The sequence below is a fragment of the Lachnoanaerobaculum sanguinis genome (genome assembly GCF_033242365.1).
Taxonomy (GTDB): domain Bacteria; phylum Bacillota; class Clostridia; order Lachnospirales; family Lachnospiraceae; genus Lachnoanaerobaculum; species Lachnoanaerobaculum sanguinis.
In genome coordinates this window covers 51353-76786 of the sequence record NZ_BTHK01000009.1, presented here as the reverse complement: position 1 = coordinate 76786, position 25434 = coordinate 51353, and the positions used below count along the sequence as shown (strand labels likewise).

The 25434-nt window shown below is 39.5% G+C and carries 14 protein-coding genes; 4 read left to right on the top strand and 10 right to left on the bottom strand.

What is annotated here, in order from left to right; genetic code table 11:
* Positions 1 to 69 precede the first annotated feature (69 nt).
* The 10 genes from SBH76_RS07575 to SBH76_RS07530 all read right to left on the bottom strand — a co-directional run bounded on the left by SBH76_RS07575 (position 70) and on the right by SBH76_RS07530 (position 20817).
* Positions 70 to 5019 (bottom strand): InlB B-repeat-containing protein, encoded by a 4950-nt coding sequence (locus SBH76_RS07575; protein WP_317977368.1) that lies wholly within the window; start codon positions 5017 to 5019, stop codon positions 70 to 72.
* Positions 5020 to 5036: 17 nt separating this feature from the next.
* Entirely contained in the window at positions 5037 to 11960 is a 6924-nt protein-coding gene (locus tag SBH76_RS07570; protein ID WP_317977367.1) for an N-acetylmuramoyl-L-alanine amidase family protein, read from the bottom strand.
* Between the two features lie 13 nt (positions 11961 to 11973).
* Positions 11974 to 13581, bottom strand: a complete 1608-nt coding sequence (locus SBH76_RS07565; protein WP_317977366.1) for an N-acetylmuramoyl-L-alanine amidase family protein — start codon at positions 13579 to 13581, stop codon at positions 11974 to 11976.
* Between the two features lie 673 nt (positions 13582 to 14254).
* A complete protein-coding gene (locus SBH76_RS07560) occupies positions 14255 to 14938 on the bottom strand; it encodes a hypothetical protein (protein WP_317977365.1) in 684 nt (227 codons plus the stop codon).
* Between the two features lie 133 nt (positions 14939 to 15071).
* A complete protein-coding gene (locus SBH76_RS07555; RefSeq protein ID WP_007594634.1) occupies positions 15072 to 16013 on the bottom strand; it encodes an ROK family glucokinase in 942 nt (313 codons plus the stop codon).
* 15 nt (positions 16014 to 16028) lie between these two features.
* Positions 16029 to 17270, bottom strand: coding sequence for a DUF5711 family protein (locus SBH76_RS07550; RefSeq protein ID WP_317977364.1), 1242 nt, complete (start codon positions 17268 to 17270; stop codon positions 16029 to 16031).
* 3 nt (positions 17271 to 17273) lie between these two features.
* A complete protein-coding gene (locus SBH76_RS07545) occupies positions 17274 to 18368 on the bottom strand; it encodes a hypothetical protein (RefSeq protein ID WP_317977363.1) in 1095 nt (364 codons plus the stop codon).
* 18 nt (positions 18369 to 18386) lie between these two features.
* Positions 18387 to 18653, bottom strand: coding sequence for a hypothetical protein (locus SBH76_RS07540; protein WP_007594637.1), 267 nt, complete (start codon positions 18651 to 18653; stop codon positions 18387 to 18389).
* 2 nt (positions 18654 to 18655) lie between these two features.
* Positions 18656 to 20008 carry a glucose-6-phosphate isomerase gene (locus SBH76_RS07535; protein WP_317977362.1) on the bottom strand — a complete coding sequence of 451 codons (1353 nt, stop codon included), beginning with the start codon at positions 20006 to 20008 and terminating at the stop codon, positions 18656 to 18658.
* Positions 20009 to 20103: 95 nt separating this feature from the next.
* Positions 20104 to 20817 carry a 5'-methylthioadenosine/adenosylhomocysteine nucleosidase gene (locus SBH76_RS07530; RefSeq protein WP_317977361.1) on the bottom strand — a complete coding sequence of 238 codons (714 nt, stop codon included), beginning with the start codon at positions 20815 to 20817 and terminating at the stop codon, positions 20104 to 20106.
* A gap of 84 nt (positions 20818 to 20901) precedes the next feature.
* On the opposite strand from SBH76_RS07530, the gene murG reads away from it, so the two are divergent.
* The 4 genes from murG to SBH76_RS07510 all read left to right on the top strand — a co-directional run bounded on the left by murG (position 20902) and on the right by SBH76_RS07510 (position 25393).
* Positions 20902 to 21960 carry an undecaprenyldiphospho-muramoylpentapeptide beta-N-acetylglucosaminyltransferase gene (murG, locus tag SBH76_RS07525; protein ID WP_317977360.1) on the top strand — a complete coding sequence of 353 codons (1059 nt, stop codon included), beginning with the start codon at positions 20902 to 20904 and terminating at the stop codon, positions 21958 to 21960.
* Between the two features lie 340 nt (positions 21961 to 22300).
* Entirely contained in the window at positions 22301 to 23629 is a 1329-nt protein-coding gene (locus tag SBH76_RS07520) for an ABC transporter substrate-binding protein (RefSeq protein WP_317977359.1), read from the top strand.
* 74 nt (positions 23630 to 23703) lie between these two features.
* Positions 23704 to 24594 carry a carbohydrate ABC transporter permease gene (locus SBH76_RS07515; RefSeq protein WP_007594654.1) on the top strand — a complete coding sequence of 297 codons (891 nt, stop codon included), beginning with the start codon at positions 23704 to 23706 and terminating at the stop codon, positions 24592 to 24594.
* Positions 24587 to 25393: a carbohydrate ABC transporter permease gene (locus SBH76_RS07510; RefSeq protein ID WP_007594656.1), complete on the top strand. Its 807-nt coding sequence runs from the start codon at positions 24587 to 24589 to the stop codon at positions 25391 to 25393. The genes SBH76_RS07515 and SBH76_RS07510 overlap by 8 nt, the downstream gene beginning before the upstream one ends.
* The last annotated feature ends 41 nt before the right edge of the window (positions 25394 to 25434 follow it).

Genomic DNA, 25434 nt, shown 5'->3' with positions numbered 1-25434 from the left:
CACACTTTCGTGTGACTCCCCATTATTATTTTCGGACTGAGAATATCTACAAGTTTTATAAACTATAGATTATCTCCAAGCTCCGCTTTCATTTACATGATAACCGTCAGGTGTGGTTTCATTCTGATACATTGAACCAAGAGGTCTTGAGTTTACATTACCAAAATTCCATCTACCTGTTGCATTATCAAAGAACCATGTCTGTGCAGGTGCTGTAGGATTCAAGAAGTAGTACTCTCCTCCTATCTTGCTCCAGTTTGTATGCATAGCACCGCTTGAAGGATCAAGGTAATACCATCTTCCGTCCTGGCCGTCATGATGCCATCCCTTAATCATCTCACCAAAGAATCCGTTATGATTCATTGACAGATAATACCATGTACTTCCGTCTAAGAACCATCCTGAATCCATGATGCCGTCCTCAGCGAAGTGATACCACTCAGACTTTGTCTTTCCTTCGTAGGTGTAGCTTAAGTATGCCCAACCCTTAGCTCTTCCGCCATTTGCAAGGTTGAATACCCACTTGCTGCTGTCAGGATTTGCTGTAGCTTCTACAGGATTTGTAAGCTCCCAGTTACCGTCGTAACCTACTCTAAGACCTGATGTATATCCGCTTGATCTTCTGCTTGCATTTCCTGAACCGCCGCCTGAACCGCCACGGCCACCACGACCGCCGCCACCGTTCGGTACTCTTCCGCCTGCATCAACTACTGCATCATTAAGTGCCTGAAGTGCTGCTATAAGCTCAGGTGTAGATGACTTTCTGTTCATTCTGTCAATTACAGCCTGTGCCGCATTGATAGCCGCCTGAAGGGCTGCTCTCTTTGCCGGATCATTGATTCTGTTTAACTGATTGTTTGCATTCTTGATAGCCGCCTTTAAATCAGCCTCAGCTTTTCTACGCTCAGCCTTATCATTTGAATAGTAAACATAGATTGTCTCATCCGCTGTTACACGAAGAGTCGGATCATAAGGATCATACATTCCTCTGTCCTTACTTAATCCTTCATAATGCCATGTAATACCGTCATTATCTACATAGTCTGACTGTATTGCGCTTGCATAGAGTGACGCATAATCGTTTACTACCTTATTACTTGCTATTGTAAGTCTTGTTACAAGGTGATTATCTCTTCCGTCTATTACTTTTACCTTAAATGTGCTTGCAGGTAAAACATATCCGAATACATAGTTCATTCCACTCTCAAATTCAAAGTTGAACTCTCCTGTGTATGCACTTCCTGCATTCTCATAATCTCCATGTTCCTCATTAAATGTAGGAGCTGTTGCTGTTGCATTTGAAGGTGTTGCTGAATAGAACTTATACTCTCTATCCTGCATCAATACACCTGTCTCAACTACTCCTGATAACTTTGTTCCACTTGGTAAAGCATAATCTTCCCATGTACTTGTTAAAGGATTTTCCTTTTGTACTCTTGCACTTACCTGGAATTCTCCTCTATATGAGTCATCTCCTATAGCATCAGCCATCTGAGTTCTCAAAGTACTTCCTACAGGTGTCTTATCTATTACTATACGGAAGTTTCCTGAGTCTGTAATAATCGGCTGGATAATTCCCACATTTCTGCTTGGACTTACTCCATTATTATACTGTACAGGAGCCCATGTCTGTCCCGGTGTTGAATATACCGCCTGTATTGTTACAGGGTTGTTCGGCATATCAAATGTCAAACGCTGATTTGTTGCCGCATTCATATTTGGCAGAGGTCCGCCGCTGATGATATTCCAATGATCAAATAATTGGCTGTTATTGTCAAGACCGCTTGCCTCTATCTCTACCTGTGTACCTGCTGACAGTCCCTGTAAAACTGCAGGATCTGTTGATGCAACTCCGTTTATCTTGAAGTTACTTATTGCCGGTGCATCATTTGCAACAGCTGTTATATTAAATCTGTTTACCGCCAATCCGATGTTTGATGTATCAACAGGTAATGATGCTCCGTCAGCTATACGTGCTGCAGGTGTTGCATTTGTTCCTGTTGTTCTTGGTACAACTCTGTATATTGTATTCGGATTTAAGTTATTAAATGTTATAGGTGCTCCCGGTGCACTTGGTGTTGTAAACGGGTGCACTACATTTCCTGAAGGATCTACCAATGCATAGTCTGTATTAGGTGATGTAGGATTTATTGTTATCATCGCCTGTCCCGCATTTGAAGGATCCTGTGATACTGTAGGTGTAACAGCTACAGGTATTGTAGCCGGTGCTGAAGGTCCTGCTACACTTGTTATACTTGAAGGTATCGGTGCTCCTACTACTATACTTCCCGCATCTGTTGTAGGAACTGTACTTACATGATAAGTATTTCCGGCCTGTATTGCAGGGTCTGTAACCAAACCGCCCTCTCTCATTACATCTGCACCCGATATTGTTGCTACAACATTTCCTGAAGGATCTGTTATAACATATGTAAGTCTTGAATCCATCTGTGCAGGTGTTGCAGGATCTATAGTTATTGTAGGCTCTCCTGTAGTAGGATTTAAGCTTCCTGTAACATCAGGTACATATGGTGCTACCGGTGTTGTGCTCTCTCCATAAACATATAAGTCTTTTCCTGCAAGTGTTGAAAGATCTACAGTTGCAGTATCTATCGGTGTAAGGTTCAATCTTCCTGTTGAAGGATCTACTGTACCCTCATACCACTTCGGTGTATATCCGGCTGCAACACTTATACCGTTATGAGCCTCTTCTGTATAATCCTGAATCTCACTCCACGGAATATTAACTCTATCCACTCCTGAAGCATCTTTTCTAGGTATTTCGGCCACACTACCGTTTAACAAACCTACATTGCTGTCTCCCTCATGGAGAGTAAACTTATACCATGCATTTTGATCTTTCTTAAAGTTAGCTATAAGAGAGATTATATTTGTAGTTCCCGGTGTTATCTGTGTTAAAGTTGCCTCACCGTTTGAATCAAAGCTTACTTCCTGACCCTTATATGTCCATTTATCAAATAAGTATCCTGCATTAGGAACAGGTGTAGGTAAGTCGCTTCTCTTTATATCAAGATCGTACTTAAGTGTAGCAGGATTGATATTCTTTCTTATCAACCTTGGGAATGTTCCTCCGTTTGTAAGATAGTTGTCATATGTAACACTGCTTCCACCGCTTGTTACATAAAGATCTCCACCTTCCAAAGATGCTGCCGATAACTCTGTAACGGCATTAGGATCTTGAGTATACTTCACTGTAAGTACAAAGTTGTCTGTAGGTCCGCCTGTTGATACCACATACTTAGGGCTTGTAGCACTCCATGTGGCGTATAAGCTTGATATAGGAGTTGTATATGATGATGACCAGTTTGCAGCATCATCTACCTCTATACTTGGGTGAGTCAGATAGCTTGTAAGCTCAGGTGCCTCTATTGTCATGTTGTATGCTGAACCTGTATTGTTTGCCTTTGCATAAATCATCTGTACAGGATCTGTTCCGTTTGCTTCTTTATAGAATGTTCCTGTTACTTCTGTTGCAGGGGCATCAGGCACTGCATTTCCGGCATCAGCCAACTTATCAAGTACCTTCTGTGTTATGTTATTTCCCTGATCATCCTCATACTTTACCTTTAATGTTACAAAGTATGCAGGGTTCGGTATGTAGTTGAAAGTAATTGTAACAGGCTGATTAAGCATTGTTCCCACTACTTTTCTTGCATCTACATCATGTCCGGCATCTCCTACCATATTTGCTTCGGTAGTAATCTTTCTAAGATTATTTGCCGCATCATCCTTTGCAGGAATCAAGTTTCTTATAACAGTTGGTGTTCCGCCACCTACTGCAGGTGATGTAAAATATCCGTCGGAATTAGGTTTTCCGTTACCATATGTTACCGTTATAGGGTTTGCAGCATCAAGAATATATCTTGCAGGAGTATAGTTTGTTGCTCCTGTTGCAGGATCTTGAACCTTCTTTGGTAAGATAAGGTTTAAATTACCCTGAAGCGGTACATTCTGATTTGTTCCGTATATTGTTGCCGGTATATTTGTGATAGTCTCTATCTTCTTTCCGGCCTCAATTGCAGCCACTTCGCTAACCGTACGTGGCACTGTATACAATGGTGAGTTGTCAGCTGTCTGTGTTGTTCCCGCAGGTAATCCTGCATGATATGTAGCTACGGCTGCTGATGACTTATATACTGAATCCTGTACTGTAATACCGTTTGTCTGAGTAGGGTCAACAACATACTTGTATGTTATTTCAACACCCTTGTTTATAGATGTTCCTGTAACATACTTTGAGTCCGTATCATATGCTATATGTGTTTTTGATACGTCAAAGTTATCCTGTAAAACAACTGTCTTACCGCCATCTCCGTCATCTGTAGTATTTACATTTACTACTTTATATCCCGGGATTGTAAGAGGTGCTACGGATATACCTGACATTACAGGTACATTTCTATCAGGCACATTCTTAAATGCAGGAGTTGCACTTGCATCATCAAGACCCGGTATATAGTATCCGCTTGCTGCACTTGACTTTAAATGATTAACCTTATAATAATAAGTCTTTGTATTATCAGGTCCAAGCTCTGCATAGTATGTCTGACCGCCATAAGGATATATTGCAGGTACCTGATTCATATAAGGACTTGCTATACCGTTATTCTTTCTTGGATACCATGCTGTAATCAAATATCCGGTTAACCCTCTTTGATCCCAGTTAAGTGCCGATGTATCACCGGTTGCCTGGAATGTTTTGGTTGCATCAAAAGCTCCGCTGTCATTCATATATGGCAGTGCTATAGCACCTGTTCCGGTATTTACCTGAAGTCCTGCAGGTGCCGGTGCTGTAGAAATAACATCTCCTGCAGTTCCACTCAATGTTAAATCACTTGCAAAGCGATCTACCGATTCATTTTTCTCAGTAAAATTAAACTGTATCTCTCCTGCTCCGGGAGCAGCTGCATATGCCGGCATTGCCGGTGCGAGTATGGCAAGAGCCATACTCGCAGACAATGCGGCAGTTAATTTTGCTTTTATTGTCTTTCTTTTCATTTTTTCTCCTACGTCACTTAGTACCAAGCACCGTTTGCATCTACATTATATCCGTCAGGAGTTTTCTCTCCTGCATACATAGATCCAAATGGTCTTCCACTATTGCTCAAGTAGTTCCACTTGAAAGCATTGGCATCCCATGTATAAGTATTTTGCGGAGTATTGGTATTAAAGTAATACCACTTTCCGTCAATCTTTTGCCATCCGACAAGCATCTCACCGTTTGAATTCAGATAGTACCATCTTCCGTCCTGCGGATCTTTATGCCATCCTGTCTTAAGGATACCCGTATTATCATTCATGTAATACCACTTATTTGTCTTTTCATCCTTTACCCAACCTAATACCATCTGGCCAAGCTCAGGTCCCGGTGTTGTGTTCATATAATACCAGTTGCCGTTCTTTGAGTCATATACCCAACCTGTTGCCATTGTTGAGCGACCGTCAAAGTAATACCAACGTGATACCTTCTTACCTGTATTGTCGTTGAATGTAATCATTCCCCACATATCGTTAAGTGGTGTTCCACCGTTAAGTACGAATGACCATCCGCCTGTTACAGGGTTTGTCTCCCAAGCACCGTCTACACCAAGTACGAATGCTCTTACATTACTGTTTTCATTGATAGCTGTATTTTGCTGTGACTTCTCTCCGGGTGTCAAAAGTCTACTTCCTCTACCACTTGAAGAGTTACCGCCACCGCTGGCACCGCCGGTTCTTCTGTTTCTGTCTCCGGCTCTGTCGGCTGCTATCTTTGAATACTTGTCAATAAGTCTTCTAAGTGCATCTATTGCCTGCTGAAGCTCTGCATAGTTTGCCTGTCTGAGATATGTTGTTCCGTCAGGAGATACAAGATCTCTTGCCTGTCTAAGTGTCTCAAGTGCATGTGCTATAGCCTCATTAAGCTCTGCCACCTCTGCTACCTTAAGGTATGGGTCTCCTGTGAGGATCTTTGCCTCTTCTATAGTATCACCAAGATCTACTCTTGCCTTTGCAACTTCTTTTCTGTTGTCTGAATAGTATGCATAAACAATTGTTCTCTTTGTTACAGGACTTGTTGTGTCATATACTGAAAGCTTATCTTCCTTCTTTGACCAGTTAACATAGTCATACTGTACACCATAGATATCTTCAAACGGTGTTACAAGTCCGTTTGCTACATCATTTTGTGCATATGCTGTTACTACCGCATAATCACTTGAGTAGTAAGCATCCTCTACATTCTCTTTTCTTCTTACCTTAAACTTCTTGTAGAAGTTTCTGCTTGTATCATTTAAGTGTAAATGATCAAGTACAGGCTTATTATCTACAAAGGTTACCTTAAATGTCTTTGAATAAACAAGTACATATGAATGCTGCAAGTTACCTGTGAACTTAAGAAGTCCCGCATTGTTTGCTACATCTGTTGTAATTGTTATATCTACAGGATTGATATTACCTAAGCTGTCAGGTGTCACATCAAATAACTGATAGTCAAGCTGATCAACGTCTTCTGCAGGAAGCTGTGCTATAACATCTACTGTCGCATTTGATGCTGTTGCAAGTATTCCGTTATTTACAAGTCTTCCGTTTACATATCTTTCAAGCTGGATATCAAGTCCGTATGCTGTTGTATGTGCATCCGGATGATCAACTCCCGATACTGAAACAGGCTTTACAGCTGTTTTCTCATTCGGTTTTGCATCTCTCTTGTTAAATACTACCTTGTATTCTACTGTTGCACCGTTCACTCCGATAAGTGATCTGTCAAGTGGTGTTGTAAGATCATGTGCAAGTCCCGGTATCTGATCAGGTGTCAATCCGAACTCTCCTACTCCACCGCCTCTTATTGTCTCTGTAAGATCCGCATCATCTCCCGCTACCTTGGTAGGTTCGTATACAGCCTTAAGTACAATGTTTGAATTTGAAAGAGTGAATGAGTAATCAGCCTGTGTTATATTTCCGCTGACTCCTACGGCTCTTCCTGCAAGTACCTGCCAGTAAAGGAAGTTCTTGCCGTTTGCATCTACAGGATCTGCATGGATTACCACTTCTTCTCCTGCTTTTGCCTGATCGTATGTGTCATTTCCTACACTTGTTGTTCCTACCGTTACTACGCTTCCGCCCTTTGTTTCCACTACATACTTAGGTGCGTCCGCCATATCTCCCGGATTTGCTATTATCTGATTTCCGTCAGGTAACTTTGTAAGCGGATTAGGAATTGAGCTGTCGCCCTTCTTTCTTGCCACTACAGTGTAGGTCTCATTTGGATTTAAGTTGTTGAAAGTAACTGTTGAAGGATTGTTTCCTACAGGAGTCATCCATCCGTTGTCACTTCCGGGGTACTGCACTACATTTCCGTTCTCATCTATAAGCGCATAGTCTGCGTCAGGATCTGCCGGATTTATAATGATCTGTGCCATACCGTCATTTTCAGGATCATATCCTATGTTGTAGTTATTATCTACTGTAGGAACATATACATCCTGTGGTGTTGATACGGATGTACCTGTTATAGAAGAAATCGGCTGACCTACAGTTGCTACTGTATCAGGGCTTCCTTCCTGTACATTGTAGTGTGCTCCCGGTATAAGGTTTGGAACTACAGTTCTGTTTCCTGTTGAATCTCCCGGTACCACTGCTACGATATTTCCGTCAGGATCACTTATTACATATACATTACCCGGTGTTGTACCGTCTATTACTATCTCACCGCTTCCGTCATTTCCTATACGACCTGTCGGTGTGATAGATCCGATAGTACCGAATACGTTTGGATCCTGGCTGAAGTATGCTGTATATGTTGCGTGATTTGTAAGTGTGCTGCTTCCCTGCATGAAGGCACCGTTTGGATCCTTCCAGCCGTTAAACAAGTAGTTTGCTACAGGTGTAGCTGTAGGAAGTTGTCCTGTTATCTGACTCCATGTGTAATCAAACGGTATATGAAGTGTTGCAGGAGCTGTGATAGAACCGTTGCTTCCTGCCGCAAAGTTGATATCAAACCACTGACTTGGGTCTTCTACAAACTTGGCATACACAGTTAAAGGTGTAGGATCTGTTGTTCTAAAGAAGTCTGTATCTCCTACAGGCTGTGTACATGCCGCATCTTTATACCATCCGTCAAACATATAGTAACGGTTAGGTGTTACACTTGGTACATAGTTTAATGCCTTTATCTTGCTGAACTTATATGCTCTTGCATCTCCTGCGCTTGTTCCGTCACTTAATAAGATGCTGTTTGCTGTAGCTGCACCTACGCTACCGTTGTTATATGGTGCAGATGCTACCGCAAAGTTGATACTTGTCCACTTTGATGCATCTCTGCTTAACATCCAGTCTACCTTTGTAGGTGTTGCAGGTGGAAGTACAGGCATTGTTCCTGTAAACTCTCCGGTTGTATTATTTGTTATACTTCCGAGTGTTGTAGGATTTTGATCTACGCTTGAGCTTGCATCCCAAACATATCCGTAAATTCTTTCAAGATTTGTTCCTGATGTCGGTAATCCCTCTACAAATGTTGTTCCCGCCATATGTGGTACAACCTCACTTGCAAGTACGGTATTATCGACTCTGTCAAAGTATCTCTTTATCAGGTTGTTTCCTGAATCATTTGTATACTTAAATACTATTGTTACATTCTGGTTAGGCATCTTTGCAACAAAGTTACCGTTTGCCAAATCTTCATCAATTATAAGGTTATTCACTCCGTCATCAATACCGATTGTATATAGCGGTGTTGAAGGAGCTGTTCTACCCTGTGTAACTGTAAATGTAGAATATGAGAATCCTGTAATATCATTCTTCTTTGCCGCACTGATTTGCTGCTCTGCAAGTCTTGTTACCGTTGTTGTAGGTGCTATTACATTACCTGCAAGATCTTCATGTCTTACTTCAAATGTAAATCTCTGTGAAGGATCTACCGAATACTTATAATAAAGTGCTATTGCAAGCGGTGGCATACTTGTTATAGTAAGTCTTCCCGGATGCGCATCGGTAGCCGGCGCTATAGTTCCTGTAGCCGCTGTATTAGGTGTCTTTGTTCCACTGTCATACATATATCCCGGTATAGGTCCTATAGGGTCTTTTGTAAAGTTGTCATTCACATGATGTGTGTTGTCAACATCTGTAAAGAATGTAATAGGAGTTGTCAAACTCTTGTTTGTAAACTTTCTTGTAATTGCAAATGTTCCCGATCCCGGTGTCCACTTTGCATAGAACTTTTTAACTCCTGTTACAACAGGTGTAGGGAAAGATCCGCTTGGATAAGATATCACAGGACCTATATCGGTATCACCTGAATCAAATATATTGTTTCCGTTTACATCATTGTACTGCTGCCATCCAACAAGATCATATCCAAGTCTTGTACTTTGTGGAACCGATACATTTGATGTAGCTCCTGTAGGCTCTGTTCTGTCAGGTACTGCCGAACCACTTCGTGGATCAAACTTATATGTAGCCTCATCTTTAATAAGATTGATTCTAATACTTACATTTTCACCCGGCATTGTACCTGTTAAGTTTCCGTTTGCATCTATTGATATAGAATCCGGAAGGTTGATTGCAGTATTTGCACTTACATCATATTTATATCCGTTTATTGTAGGTATGTTGTATTTTACTTCTCCTCCTGCAGGTATTCCCTTTGAGTAAGGGTTTGCATCTACATATTTTTCTGTAGACGGTACAGGTGCAGGTATTGTAAGATCTGCAAAGTTAAATGATGAACCGTCAGGCTTTAAATATGTCAAAGCAAATGTATATACAGTTGCATGAAGATATATAACCTTTGCATCCTCTAATGTTCCTGCAGTTACATGTGCCACATTCTTTACACCGTCTCCGGCTCCTATAGTCTGACCTGAAATGTCTGATTGGAAGTTTGCAGGTGAATATGGCAATGAACCGCCGGAAGCTCTGTCCGCATAATCTGCCAATACACTACCCTCACTGTTTGCTGTAGGAAGTGCATCTCCTGTCATTCCTATTCCGATAGTTCCTGTTATAGAATTTCCCGATTCTACAAAAATAGGCTTCTTACTTATTAAAACGTTTCCGTCTTTTGTCTTTACATCTGCAGTACCAAATGTACCGTTGTACATCTTTGAGCCTGTAACATCCAAACTTCCGTTTACTGTGATAGGATATTTTCCTGCCGGTAAATTAGACTTTGTAGAGTCAATAGCTGCACCGTCATCCAAAGATATATTGTCTTTAATTGCAGCTGTTCCGCCCGCAGCATTTATATCAAGAACACCCGATCCTGAAATCTCAAATACTGAAGGAACCTTTGCACCGGTTACCTTAAAGTTTTGTATTACTGTACCGGCTTTTACACTTACCTTACCTTTATCTAATTTAAAAGCAGGTGCTGTGGCTGTAGCATGGTCCTTATTTCCGTCAACTATAACGTCACGGAAGTTAAGCATTGAGTTATCATCACCCATCTTAAACAACTCGCCTGTAAAACCGTCAGCTCTCTTTAAAGTAGCTGTATCCGATTTTATAGATGGATTAAATTTATGATATCCACTATAAGTTGATAATCCCGGATTGTTAAAGTCTGCTGTTTGAATAGTTATCTCAGTACCGTTTGGAATAGTTAATGTTTCACCAATTTGTGCATCACTTTGCAAATAAATATATGCCTTCTTTATATTTCTATTCTCAATATCAGCTATTGCATCCTTTACAGAGTTTATAGGTCTACCCATAAATCCGGCTATAATACCAGTTGAAGGATCTGAACCTGTATTACCAGAGCTGTCCGATACATAGTACACTGACGGCTTGATAGCTATCATAAATGTAGCAGTTTTTTGCTCTCTCGGCTTTAAGTTAAAGTATGCTGAAAATGCCGCAGCACTGTCACCGGCATTTACCATTCCTGGGAATCCCTGTGAAAATACCCAATCTGTATGATAATGACTTCCTGTCTGTATATATCTCATACCCCAAACACGGTTTTCACTAGGGTCAGTACTATTTCTCTTTACCATTCCGGCTCCGTTTCCTGATGAATATACATCAAAAACGGTTAATGGATAGGTTGAAGATGTATGACTTTGGAAATGAAGTCCTTCAAATTTCTCTCCTGCACCATGTCTTGTAGTGAAAATAGGGACGTTGTCCTGAGACGGAAGCATTGTATCTGTCTCATTACCGACCATAAAATCTATGGTATCTGTTGCACTAGGGTTGTATGCAGTATACTGTACCGCAATATACTGATCGTCATCTGACGGTTTTATCTCCTGTCTGAGTTCAACAGTCTTTCCGGAACCGTCAGTTAATGTAAGAACTTCACCGTTATAATGATTTGGTCCTGTATGAAGTTCCTTCTTTCTTGAAGAACCCTGGAAGGCTGATGTCTGTGGCTGAGCGCCGTTCCATACAGTTGTATATACATCTGCAGGACCTACTGCAGGATTAGCTGCATTCGGCTCTGTGTATACAGTAGCACCTGATGCTTCATAATCTGTAAGCTCTGCATTAGTTCCTATACGGTATGGTTTACCAAATGAGTAGTATCCATGCCACCAGTTACTACCATACTGTGTAAATATATCCGGTCTTGTTCCAGGTGCACCTGAATGAACAGATGTAGCACCCGGATAATATCCTCTTGTATTATTGGTTCTGTCTTTTGAACTCTTTAAACCGCCAAGTCCAAAGGTAAATGTATCTTCTCCACCTCGAGATCCATAACCATCTGTACTATTATGCCCGTTGGCATTACCAAATGCAAAGGTCGTGGAATCTGACGAACCGTAAGTAAATCCGTCAACCTGACTTACCCACTTATTGCTTTGTCCATTTCCGGGACTTAGGTTTGAGTTCGGTGATAATCCTGCCGCCTGCGCCGTCATATTGCCCAGCGGAGCCCCTGTAAGGACCATGGCTCCTGCAAGCAATCCGGCAGTCGCCTGCTTGATTGTCCTTATTAAATTATTTTTCTTCATATCTCTCCTCTAACTATCTGTCAAAGAGAACAAAATCACTGTCCAAGTTGTTCAATCCGTCTGTGGCATATGTGATTTCAGCTCCCCATCTGTCATGTCTGTCAGCACTTGAATCGTAGTGATAGAATCTTCCGTTCTTCTTTCTCGGTCTGTCACTATCACTTACTCTTGCTACGAACTTTGAGTTTGAAACTATTATCCAGTTTCCCTCTCCGTCTCTAAGAATCTTTGTGCCTTTGACTACTTTACCGTTTGAGTCTACGACTACATACTCGCCGTGACCTGTTCTTGTATCCTTAAGAATACCGTACTTAAGGCTTGCGTCAGCATCCAGTCTCAAGCCGTTGAAGTAGAACTTACCGTCGCTCTTTGCAAGTGTGCATCTTGCTCCGATAGCCTTACCGTTGTCCCTGAAACCGAATACCGCATTTTGATCTCTAAGAGATACTGTAACCTCACCGGTAATCATTGAACCGTCATTAAGCTCATCTGTACCGAAGAGATATAAGCTTCCTCTGTCGATTGCAGCTATAGGTGAGTTAACTGCGTCTGTAAGGAAATCTTCCTTTGTCCACTCATCTACATCATATTTGATACCGAAAGTATCATCTTCCAACATAATTACAAAACCTGTCTGCATACGTCCGATCTCATCGAAAGCGTATCTTCTTCCAAGTACTGTAGCTATTTTATCCTTAATTACACTACCGTCTTTCTTTGTTCTGAACCAGCTGTGCTCTTCAGTATCATAGTCATACTGACTCATCACTTCATTCGGTACTGTAAATGTCCAGTAATCATCTTTAAGTTCACCGTCTGTATCAAGTGAACCGTATTTTACTTTAGCATTGCTTGCTGTAGCTCTTATGTTTGCGTTAGTTACAGAAAGCTGAGGTATCATTACACCGTTCTCATCAAACAGGTATGCCTTACCGTTTATCTCTCTCTGCTTTGACTGATCTGTACTGCGTGCAGCGTACTTTCTTCCGTTAGCCCCGAAGTACAGCCACATCTCATCATACTCACTATAGTTTCTCTGTCCAAGCTCTGAATATCCCGGATTCTCTCCTACCTGTGAATAAAGCAACCACTGATCCGCATACATTGCTCCGTCATCACCGAAGTAGTATATTGCACTCTTAAACGGATTGTCATCTTCTACCGCATTGCCCTCTGCATCGAAGAATCCTGTAAGCATTACTCCCTCTTCATCAAAAAGATATCTCTTTCCGTTAATTTCACGAGTATATACTCTTCCGTCTCTGCCCTTGTACGCTTTTCCGTCGGCACCGAAGTAATACCATGCATCATTATCGTCGATATCTTTTGCAAGAACCCAACGATTAGCTGCCATTACACCGTCGGCATTCAAATAATAAATGCCGTCACCTACGGTAACAATTGAATCCTTTACCATGTTGCCGTCATCACCCAGATAATACCATGCGTCACCCGACTTTCTCCAAGCCTCAGACACTGCGTTATTGGCATTGTCCAGATATCTCCACTCACCGTTTGAGTTATCCCATCCTTCTGCATGTGCAGTAGAAGGGTTTGCCCAAAGGAACAGAGCGGAAACCGCCAGCAAGCCTGCTTGACTTACTATGCTCTTTTTGTTCATCAAACTACCTCCTTGATTGTTTGTCTGCCGGAATATAAGGTCCTATACTATGTTCAACATGCATACTCCCATATCACTGCTTAATGTATTGTCATTAAATCAGTCACTCTATTATATCCAGTCAGAATATTTATATATATTTCTTCAATGCAAACAAAATAACCCACAAAAATATTTGCCCATTATATTTTCGTAAGTCTCTTATTATCATTAAAGAAATTTATATCGTATTTAATATGTAAAAACTCGTATCAATTTCTCGTCTTATGTCGTATTATATGCGATTTTGTGCGTAATAAAAACAAGTCCCTACACTTAAGCGTTAATTATACTATTTTAATTGGTATAATACAACAATATAATATTATTGAATGGTGTCTTTGTCAAATAAGCCAATACGATGAATGGGAGATATTTTTATTATTTTTATATATGAGTCCGAACCAAGTGGTCATAGATTAGTAGTTATATTATATATATTTATTAATATTTTATCATATTTTTATTGTTTATCAATGATAAATTTCATTTATCTTCATTTTATTTTTTTGAGTTTTTGCTTTATTACTTTTTGCAGCAAAAAAAGCCGAAAGAACATACGATACTTTCCTGACATATCTCGTAATATTCCTTCGACTTTTTGTTTGTTATTTATATTTTTCTTGAAAGAGAATTATTTCTTTGCCGCTGTTGTTTCCGGTGTCTTGATTTCTGAAGGTGCCTTTGTTGTTTCACCTGCAGTATCAACTCCCGCTCTGTCCTCTGTTACTATTGCTGCGGCGCTGTCCTTTGAAACCACATTGTCCTTACCTACAGATACTATGAAGTAATATCCTTCAGACTGGAATACGATATTGCTGTCTCCCTTCACACCTACTGTAAGGTATGCATCGTTTGACTCAAGTCCTGCGGCTTTCTCACCTTCCATCTGTTCCAAAATGTCATTAAGCTTAACGCTGTCTGCAGTGAAGCTTAAAAGATCACCGGCCTTGGCACTTACAGCTTCAAGTACATATCCGCCCGACTTGTCATCATAGTAATGTAAAACTCTCTCAGGATCTGCATACTTTACAATTCTCTCACCTGCTTCAGCCTTCTCATCAGATGCGGCTGTTCCGAATGCACTTCCTACATCATCAAATGACTCATCAAGGTGATTTGCTATATCGTAGTTTATGTCCACTTTTACACTTGCAGCTGTAGTTGTCTCTGCAGTAGTGCTTTCTTCAGCCTTTGTAGTGGTTTCTGCAACTGACTGTGTTGTTTCTGCAGTTTCTTTTTTTGAACCGCATGCACTGAATAATAATGCACTTCCCATTGTCAATCCTAAAACTGTTATCAAAAATCTTTTCTTCATATCTAATTCCTCCTAAGTCAAATGACTTTATGCTATTTAAACATCATTTTGATATCTGACACTATATCACTTGAAACTTATAAAAACAAGTTTTTAATATGAAAGTATTTTTTAAGAAATGATTTATATTCTTTTATCCCAATACCAACTTTGCCGCACCGTATATTCCGGCGTCGTTTCCAAGCTTTGCAAGAACTATATCCGCCTTGTTCTTTGTTATAGGTGTATAATACTCAAATTTTTCTCTTATTTTATCTATAAGGAAATCTCCTGCTTTTGATACTCCGCCACCTATAACAAATACTTCCGGATCTACAGTCATTGCCAAGTGTGAAAGCGCTATTCCGAGATACTTTGAAACCGTATCCACAACTTCAAGTGCTATAGCATCACCCGCCTTGGCCGCATCAAGTACGTCCTTTGCGGTTATATCCTCCAGTAAAGCAAGTCTTGATGCAACTTTCTTTGTTGCAAGAAGCCTTTTTGCCTCTCTTACTATTCCTGTAGCACTTGATATCTGTTCAAGACAACCCTTTCCGCCACAATTGCATTTTTCAGTCTCAGACTCTCTGACATGCATATGCCCTATCTCTCCGCCAAGACCGTGCTTTCCCGGAACAATTTTCCCGTCTATTATAATTCCTCCACCTACTCCGGTTCCAAGAGTTACCATTACGGAATCCTGCTGATGCTTTGCGCCTCCCATCCATGCTTCTCCAAGTGCCGCCACATTTGCATCGTTACCAAGTGCCACAGGCATACCTGCAAGTAAATCTGACAGTATTCTGGCAGGAAAAACTTCTCTCCATCCTATATTTACCACTACCTCTATAAATCCGTTCGGCATTACAGGTCCCGGAACCCCCATTCCTACACCTACACAATCTGTAAGAGTAAGTCTTGCCTCTTTCAATGTTTCTTTTATAGACTTTCCTATTTTTTCGATAAGTGCCTTAGGATCGTTTTTAGGCTCCGTAGGTATTTCCCACTTTTTTAAAAGATTTCCGTTAAGTGTGAATATACCCAGCTTTACACTTGTTCCTCCAATGTCAACTCCTACGCATACCTGTTCCATATTTTCTCCTTTATATTACTTAAGTACTATTCCTCTAAAGTCATTATCTCCAAGTATTGTAAATCCTGATAACAAACCTCTTTTTACGATCTTATGTATATTTGAATCAAGGCTGCCGCTGTATTTTATTACACCTGCCGTGTTCATTATTATCGCCTTATCATCCTTTGTCAGATAAATATACCCTTTTTGCATATCAAGATTTGAAAAATCTCCCAAAAACTCTTTTTTCAAGATAACATCTCCGGTTTTCGAGTATATATATAATGTGTGATTAAATTTTTCCGATGTGTTTTTATATACTACACAAAGTTTATTTCCCTCAAAGTCCACAGCTTCAATATCTTCTTCGGCCTTTATTGTCTTAATAAGCTTCGGAGAAGCAACATTCTTTGACGAGAAGAAATAAAGTCCGTCAGATGCAATTGCTACCGAATTTATTTTATCAAAATACCTTACTCTTGCCACCATTGAAGAAACAAACTCTTCATCAAAGCCGCCTACGACTCTATTCGGCATATTTTGTCCGATATCCGAGAAATCATAAAAAACGACTCTTCCCATCATTGAGCTGCCCTTTAAGTACTGGAATGTTGCCATAAGCGCGGTTCCGTCAGGCGACAATGCTATATCTGTAGGAAAGCCGTCTCCGGCAAGCTTTGACTTTATACTTATGTTAAGCAGTTCCCCCTCCTTGTTATAGAAAAATATATATGTGGAATTTGAATCTTCTACCAATATGGTAATTATACCGGTTTTTGATACGACAGCCTTAAGTATCGGTAAATCGGTACCTATCGTCGCCACCCTGCCGTCTTTTGTATAGCTTTCAAGATCATTTCCTCCGACATCAAATATTATCACATATTTACCGTTATTATCAGTCTTTGGATTTGACATCTCATAGCTTTCTATCCACACTTCTTTTCCGCCGGGCTTTAAATACAATGCACCGTCTTTTGAATACTTTAAAAAACCATTATCAAGCTTTTCATAACCTACAAGGCTGCCCTCACTGAGTTCATGAATCCATTTCAGTTTAAATTTATCATAACTCTTATAGCGGTTTATTAATGCAAATACAACTGTGAAAGCAGTTATTAAAGCAAGCAGGAGGAGGATAAACCTCCCCCTTTCTACAAAAAAGTTGACATTTTGTCTTCTTCTGGATCTTGGAGCATCTTTCTCATCAAGATCGGCAGTTACTATTATTCTGTCTTTAAGCTCCCGCTTCTTTATTTCCTTATCTTCTATCATCTCTTATCCGTTTTGTCTTCTTTGGTACAGATCTATAGCCTCAATCAGATTGGACGCCTCTTTGTCATTTATAAGCTTTTGTAAAGCCTCTATCTTTGACGGCTGTAAAAAGTCTCTTCCAAGATATGATTCATACTTATCGGATATGTCCAAGTTTATCTCAGATCTTCTTGCAGCTATATTCCCAAGACTTTGCTTTGCGACTTCAAGTTCATTGTTCAGACTCTCAAGTTTTTCTCTTGAATTATTCGTTATCTCATCTGCAATAATTTTCTTTGTGCTGTTTTCAAACTCGCTTACAGCTGCAGTTTTCTTATCCTTTATACTCTGTACATTAATCTTTGCTTCTTCTATCTCGGCATCATAAGCTCCCAAATCATACTTTTCCTCTGACGAGTCGTTATTTATCTCTTTTGTTATCAACTTGATTCTCTTAAAATCATTGTCGATAGTATCTCTCATGGCTCTTATCCTAAGTAAGCTGTCTCTATGTCTTGCTTTTGTGAGATTTCCTATCAAAATATACAATCCGCCTATCAAAATAATAACCGCAAAGCAAATAAAAGGTAAATATATAGTTCTGTGATTCGGTATCAATTTATAAATCACCATAGGTATTGCAAGGAATGTTACAAGTACCGCTAAAACTATTTTTACAAAATCAAAGAATTTGTGTGGAAAATAAAATGTGTGATACAATCTTCCTCCGCAAAATCCCGGCAATTTTTCTTTTTTTATCTCACTTTTTATTTCAGATTTTGTATTCGCTATATGATCGTGCAGTTCTTTGGTTTCGTCGGCAATTCTTTCGCTTACCTTTTTACTCTTTGCCTTACCCTTCTTTGCCTCCAAAGATTTTCGGATATCTTCAGCCTTTTTAATCTCGGCATCATATGTGGAAGTTATCTCTTTTAATCTTTTAGATGTGGTCTCGGATATTCTGCCTTCCACAGCTTTCTTTTCAGCTTCTATAGCTTTTGATATCCTCTCGCCTTCCGCTCTGAGCCTTTCCTCTTCCGTGCTTAATGTATCAAGCTCCAGCAGGGCACTTTTTGCACCTTCAAAAAAACTGTCATAGTCTAAAATAGGTTCTGCCATAATACACTCTCCATTTTATTATTCTTCTATTATTTGTATTTCCAGATAGTCAAAATCTATTTGTTCTATAAAGTTGTCAGCATTAAATCTGACTTTACCTCTATAAGCAAAGTCATCTATATTCGGCAAAAGCCATATAGGTTCTGCTATATCAAATTCATGACATATCTCTCTAATCGCATCAAATACCATTGTCTTTCTGTCTTTACTGTAATCTCCATCTGTTGCAACATGGTCTTTTTCCATACGGTTGTCTGTGAATATCTTGCCCCAAAGCCTGAACATATTTAGTTAAGCCTCTTTAGAAGTTCTTCTCTCTGACTTTCATATCCCGGTTTTCCAAGCAGTGCAAACATATTGCTCTTATAGCTTTCAACTCCCGGCTGATTGAACGGATTTACACCGAGTATATATCCGCTTACTCCGCATGCGAACTCATAGAAATAGAACAAACTTCCAAGTGAGAACGGACTCTCATCAGGTATATTTATTTTAAGATTCGGAACGTCACCGTCTGTATGTGCAAGTATTGTTCCGTTCATTGCAGACTTGTTTACAAAATCCACACTCTTTCCTGCCAGGTAATTCATGCCGTCTGTATCCGTCTTTTCTTCTTTTAAAAGAATCTCTACAGGTGACTCTTCAATATCAAGTACGGTTTCAAACAACATTCTTCCACCGTCCTGAATATACTGTCCCATAGAATGTAAGTCTGTTGTCAAATCCACAGCAGCAGGGAAAATACCTCTTCCGTCCTTACCCTCACTCTCACCAAAGAGCTGCTTTACCCATTCAGAAACATAGTGAAGACTCGGCTCATAATTTGCCGTAACTTCCACATTCTTTCCTTTTCTAAGGAATATATTTCTGATTGCTGCATATAAAAGTGAAGGATTTTCCTCAAAAGGCTTTCCGATTACTTCTTCTCTCATAGCTGCGGCACCTGCCATAAGCTCATCAATATCTATTCCCGCAACAGCTATCGGAAGCAGGCCTACAGCTGTAAGTACCGAGAATCTTCCACCTATATCATCAGGTACTACGAAGCTCTCATACCCTTCTTCGTTAGCAAGTGATTTAAGTGCACCCCTTGCCTTATCTGTAGTTGCATAAATTCTTTTATTTGCTTCTTCTCTTCCATACTTTTCTATAAGAAGTTCTTTAAATACTCTAAAACTGATAGCAGGTTCTGTTGTAGTTCCCGACTTTGATATTATATTTATAGAAAAATCCTTATCTTTCAAAACATCCTTCAAATCTGCTATATACTTTGATGATATTGAATTTCCGCAGAATATTATCTGTGGTGTTTTTCTCTGTGATTTATCCAAGCAGTTATAGAAGCTGTGACTCAAAAACTCTATTGCGGCTCTGGCACCAAGGTATGAGCCTCCGATTCCCACTACCAAAAGTACATCGGAATCATTTTGTATCTTCTTTGCTGTAGTCTTTATTCTCTCAAACTCTTCCTTATCATAGTATATAGGAAGATCGATCCAACCAAGAAAATCTGATCCTGCTCCCGACTTTGATAATAATGTATCTCTGGCATTCAATGTGGTTGTTTTAAAATTTTGAAGCTCATCCTCCCCCAAAAATGCCATTGCTTTTGAATAATCAAAACTTACTGTCTTGTTCATATTACACGCCTTTCTGTATTTATAATGTGTTACGGTCATATATAACCGTAATGTTCTAAAACAATATATTGTTTTTATTTTATAACAACTATATACTATTGGCAATAGTAGGAAGTATCAATAGTTTCTATTAATCTTGTAGTAAGCTTCACACAATTTTCTATTGCCTTTCTTTCAAACTCGGCATAGTCCATACTTGCACTGTCATCCGCCTTATCGGATATGGCTCTCACTATAAGTGCTTTCATTCCGTTCAAATATGCAACCTGTGCTATTGCAGCACCCTCCATCTCCGTACAGTATCCGCCAAAAGTTTTTTTCAAATCTTCCTTTGTCTCTTTATCCGATACAAAAATATCACCGCTGAGTACTCTTCCTTCAAACACTGAAATATCTTTAAGCTCTTTCTCACAGATTTCCTTTGCGATACTTCTAAGTCCGTCATCTGTAGGGAATGCAAATACATCCATTCTCGGTACCTGTCCTCTCGGATATCCGAAGCCTTCAACATTCATATCATGAATTACGGTATCTGTGGAGAGCACTATATCTCCTATATTTATCTCATTCTTCAGTGAACCGGCAATTCCGGTATTTATTACCGTTCCCACTCCGAATCTGTCCGCCAGTATCTGAGTACATGCCGCCGCATTCACTTTTCCTATACCTGAGCGTACCACGGTGACAGACTTTCCGCTTATCTTTCCCTGTACAAACTCCATACCGGCTATGACTTTTGTCTCTTTATTTTCCATAATTTCTTTTAACTTTGAGATTTCCTCTTCCATAGCACCGATTATACCAATCATTACATTCTCCTCACTTGAATATTTATACTTGTTAAATTATACTTAATATATAGGTTTAATTATAACATAAAGAATGGAAATAATATGAAAAAAATAATATTAACAGGTGGCGGTACCGCAGGACATATCACACCGAACATCGCTCTCTTGCCTGCATTAAAAGAAGCCGGATTTGATATCAAATATATAGGCAGTAAAAACGGTATGGAAGAAGGTCTTATAAAAGCTCAGAATATTCCATATGAAGGAATATCTTCCGGAAAGCTCAGAAGATACTTTGACTTAAAAAACTTCAGCGATCCTTTCAAGGTCCTTAAAGGACTCTTTGAAGCAAAAAGTATAATAAAAAAATACTCACCCGATATTGTCTTTTCAAAGGGTGGCTTTGTCAGTGTTCCTGTAGTAATGGCTGCGGCTTTTTTAAAGATTCCGGTTATTATACATGAATCGGATATTACACCGGGACTTGCAAATAAAATAGCCACCAAGTTTGCTACAAGGATATGTACCAATTTCCCTGAAACATTGCAGTATCTTCCTAAAAACAAGGCTGTACTTACAGGTTCTCCAATTAGGAAAGAGCTTTTAAGCGGTAACAAAGAAGAAGCTCTCAAACTGACAGGATTTGACAACAAACCGACTCTTCTTATCATAGGAGGAAGTCTCGGCTCCGTTATAGTAAATACGGCAATCAGAAAATCTCTGGATGATATATTGAAAGAGTTTAATGTAATACATATCTGCGGCAAAGGTAATGTAGACGAAAAACTTGTGGGAAGAGAAGGTTATCTTCAATATGAATATGTGGATAAGGAGCTGAAGGATTTCTTTGCTCTTGCCGATGTGGTCGTATCAAGAGCGGGTGCAAATACAATATGCGAGCTTTTGGCACTCAGAAAGCCGAATCTTTTGATACCGCTCTCAGGTGCCGCTTCAAGAGGTGATCAGATACTTAATGCCGAATCTTTTGAAAATGCCGGTTATTCTAAAGTCATAGATGAAGAGGCACTTACAAATATTTCACTTGCCGTGGAAATATCGGAACTTTATAAAAACAGACAAAAGTATATAGATGCCATGTCAAACTCGGATGCCACAAACGGTGTGGAAAATATTATCAATTTGATAAAGCAGTATAGCTAGAATTTTCATCCAAACCCGACAAAGCGTCTACTTAAGATTCTATAATCACAAATACTTAAGCTCTTTGAAAGTTTTTTCAATTTTCAGAGAGCTTTTCTATATATCAAATACATATTTTTTAATTACTTAATTGTTTTAGCTTATTCTATTGTTTTTACTTTTTTTGATATACAATATAAACAATTTTATATTTTATAATAGTATAAAACTACCATAGACAATTATTTTCACAATATTGTATAATTTTTGAAAATGATGACAATTCAGGTTGAGTTTTACAGGCTTTCAGCCCACTTTTTATAGCTGACTCAACTGATTGTAACGATAAGGAGGACTTTTTGTGAAAAAGAAAATTTTAAGTGTTCTTATGGCAGGTGCATTGTGCACAGGCTTACTTGCAGGATGTGGCGGCGGCAAAGAAGCTTCCACAGGCGATTCAGCAGCTGCAAACAATGCGGCAACCGCTACAGATGACAATACTCTTACAGTATGGTGTTGGGACCCGGCATTCAATATCAATGCAATGAATGAGGCGGCAAAAGTTTATCAGAAAGATCACCCTGATTTCAAGCTCAATGTAGTGGAAACTCCATGGGCTGATTTACAGACAAAGCTAAACACTGCTGGTGTTGCCGGTGATTTATCCACATTGCCTGATATTTTCCTTATGCAGGATAACGCATTCTGGAAGAATCAGATTTCATTCCCTGATGTTTTTGCAAACTTGACTGAAACAAAGGCTTTTGACTTTACACAGTTTGCACCGGGTAAGTTAGCTTATTCAACAGTAAACAATGTAAACTACGGTGTTCCTTTTGATAACGGAACCGTTATATCGGCTTACAGAACAGATATCCTTGAGCAGGCAGGCTATACTGTAGACGATCTTACAGATATCGACTGGGACAGATATATAGAAATCGGTAAAGATGTGCTTGCAAAGACAGGAAAGCCTTTACTTTCATCTATGGCTAATGAATCCGACATTATAATGATCATACTTCAGTCTACAGGTGCTTCACTTTTTGATGACAAGGGTGACCCGAATATCGTAGGAAACGAAACATTGAAGAAGGCTCTTGAGACATATAAAAAGCTTAAAGAATCAGGTGTTATGGTTCTTGTAAACGACTGGGATCAGTATATCACCACAATGAATACAGAAACTGTAGCCGGAACAATAAACGGTTGTTGGATTATGGGTTCTATCAGAGCTGCAAAGGATCAATCGGGAAAATGGGCTGTGACAAATCTGCCTAAACTTGCAGGCGTAGGCGAGCAGACAAACTATTCAAACAACGGTGGTTCAAGCTGGGCTGTAAATGCAGGTTCAAAGAAGAAAGATTTGGCAGTTGATTTCCTTGCAAAGACATTTGCCGGAAGCACAGATCTTTATGACAACATTCTTCCAAGCGGTGCATTGGCTACATGGTTACCTGCAGGAGGTACAGCGGCTTATTCAGAGAAGGTTGAGTTCTTCGGCGGACAGGAAGTTTATAAACTCCTTACAGACTTCGCCTCAAAGACACCAAAGAACAATACAGGTGTTTACTACTATGAAGCAAGAGATGCCGTAGCTGCTGCTGCAACAAATATCATTGCAGGCGCTGATGTTGACAGCGAGCTTAAAACTGTACAGGACACTGTTAATTTTGCAATGGGTAAATAATATTTTAAGATTTTGTCAGGGGGTAGGTTTGGCCATGGTCAAGTCTGCCCCTTGTTTAATCGAAGGAGAAATTTATGGGGAATAAGAAAAAACTTTCACTCTCACAAAAACAAAATATATCAGGTTGGATATTTTTGACTCCTGCTACCGTGCTTATAGCCGTTATGAGTTTTTATCCTATGATAAGAGCCATAATTTTGTCTATGCAAAGCGGTGTGGGCGCAAAAATTTCTTTTGCCGGATTGACAAATTATAAGAGAATGTTTGCTGATGCAATCTTTATGCAGTCTTTGAAAAACACCTTTATATACCTGATAGTTCAGGTACCTATAATGCTTTTATTTGCTCTTCTTTTGGCATCTTTACTTAATGATAAGCATTTAAGATTTAAGGGGCTTTTCAGAACCTGTATTTTCCTGCCATGTGCTACATCTCTTGTATCATATGCCATTATATTCAGATCGCTCTTTGCCGTTGACGGATATATAAATACCGCTCTTGTCAATCTTGGAATTTTGCACACAGGCTATAATTTCCTTTCAAATCCTTTTGCGGCGAGAATTGTTATTATAATCGCTCTGCTTTGGAGATGGACAGGCTACAATATGGTTTTCTATCTTGCAGGACTTCAAAATATAGAGTATTCCATATATGAAGCCGCAAAGATTGACGGTGCAACATATTTCCAGATACTCAGAAAGATAACCATCCCGCTTTTAAAGCCGATGATTTTACTTACTGCTATCATGTCAACAAACGGTACATTGCAGTTGTTTGACGAGTCCGTCAACCTTACAAGCGGCGGTCCGGCTAATGCAACTATAACAATGTCTCATTATATTTATAACTCTTCGTTTAAGTATGTACCTAATTTCGGCTATTCAGCCGCCATGTCATTCTTTATTTTGATTTTGGTGGCGGTACTCGCCGCAATACAGATGAAAGTAGGTGACAAGCGTGACTAAGATAAGAACTGTTGCAAAATATGTATTTTTGACCATTGTTTCACTTATATCGATTTTCCCTCTGTACTGGATGGCAGTCAGTGCCACTCATGCCAGTATAGATGTAATAAGAGGTGCTCTCCTTCCCGGAAACTATCTCTTTAAAAACCTTTCAAACCTGCTTGCAGCAAGTGATGTAAGAGGTGCTATGATAAACTCATTTAAATACTCAATAATGATGACAATATTGGCACTATTTATTTGCTCACTTGCCGGATACGGTTTTGAAATCTATCATGATAAGGCAAAGGATGCTATCATGGCTGTACTTTTGTTGGCAATGATGGTTCCTTTTGTAGCCATTATGATCCCGCTCTTTCAGATGTTTTCAAAATGGGGACTTTTAAACACAACTTTAGGATTTTTACTTCCTACATTGTCCACTCCGTTTTTGATAATGCTGTTTAGACAGAGTGCCAGATCATTCCCACATGATATTCTTGAAGCTGCAAGACTTGACGGATTAAATGAATTTAATATATTCCTTAGAATATTTATTCCTACTATGAAGTCCACCTATGCTTCTGCAGCCATCATTACATTCATGGGTGCATGGAACTCATATCTTTGGCCAAAGGTAATAATGACTGAGAAAACATCCATTACAATGCCTATGCTTGTAGCAAACTTAAAAGAAGGTTATGTAACCGACTACGGTGTACTGATGCTTGCTGTACTTCTTTGCAGTATACCTACAGTTATCATATTCTTCGTACTCCAAAAGCAATTTGCTGAAGGAATTACAGGTGCTGTAAAGTAATATATAATATGCTTTTTTAAAGGTGTGAAAACTTGTATCAA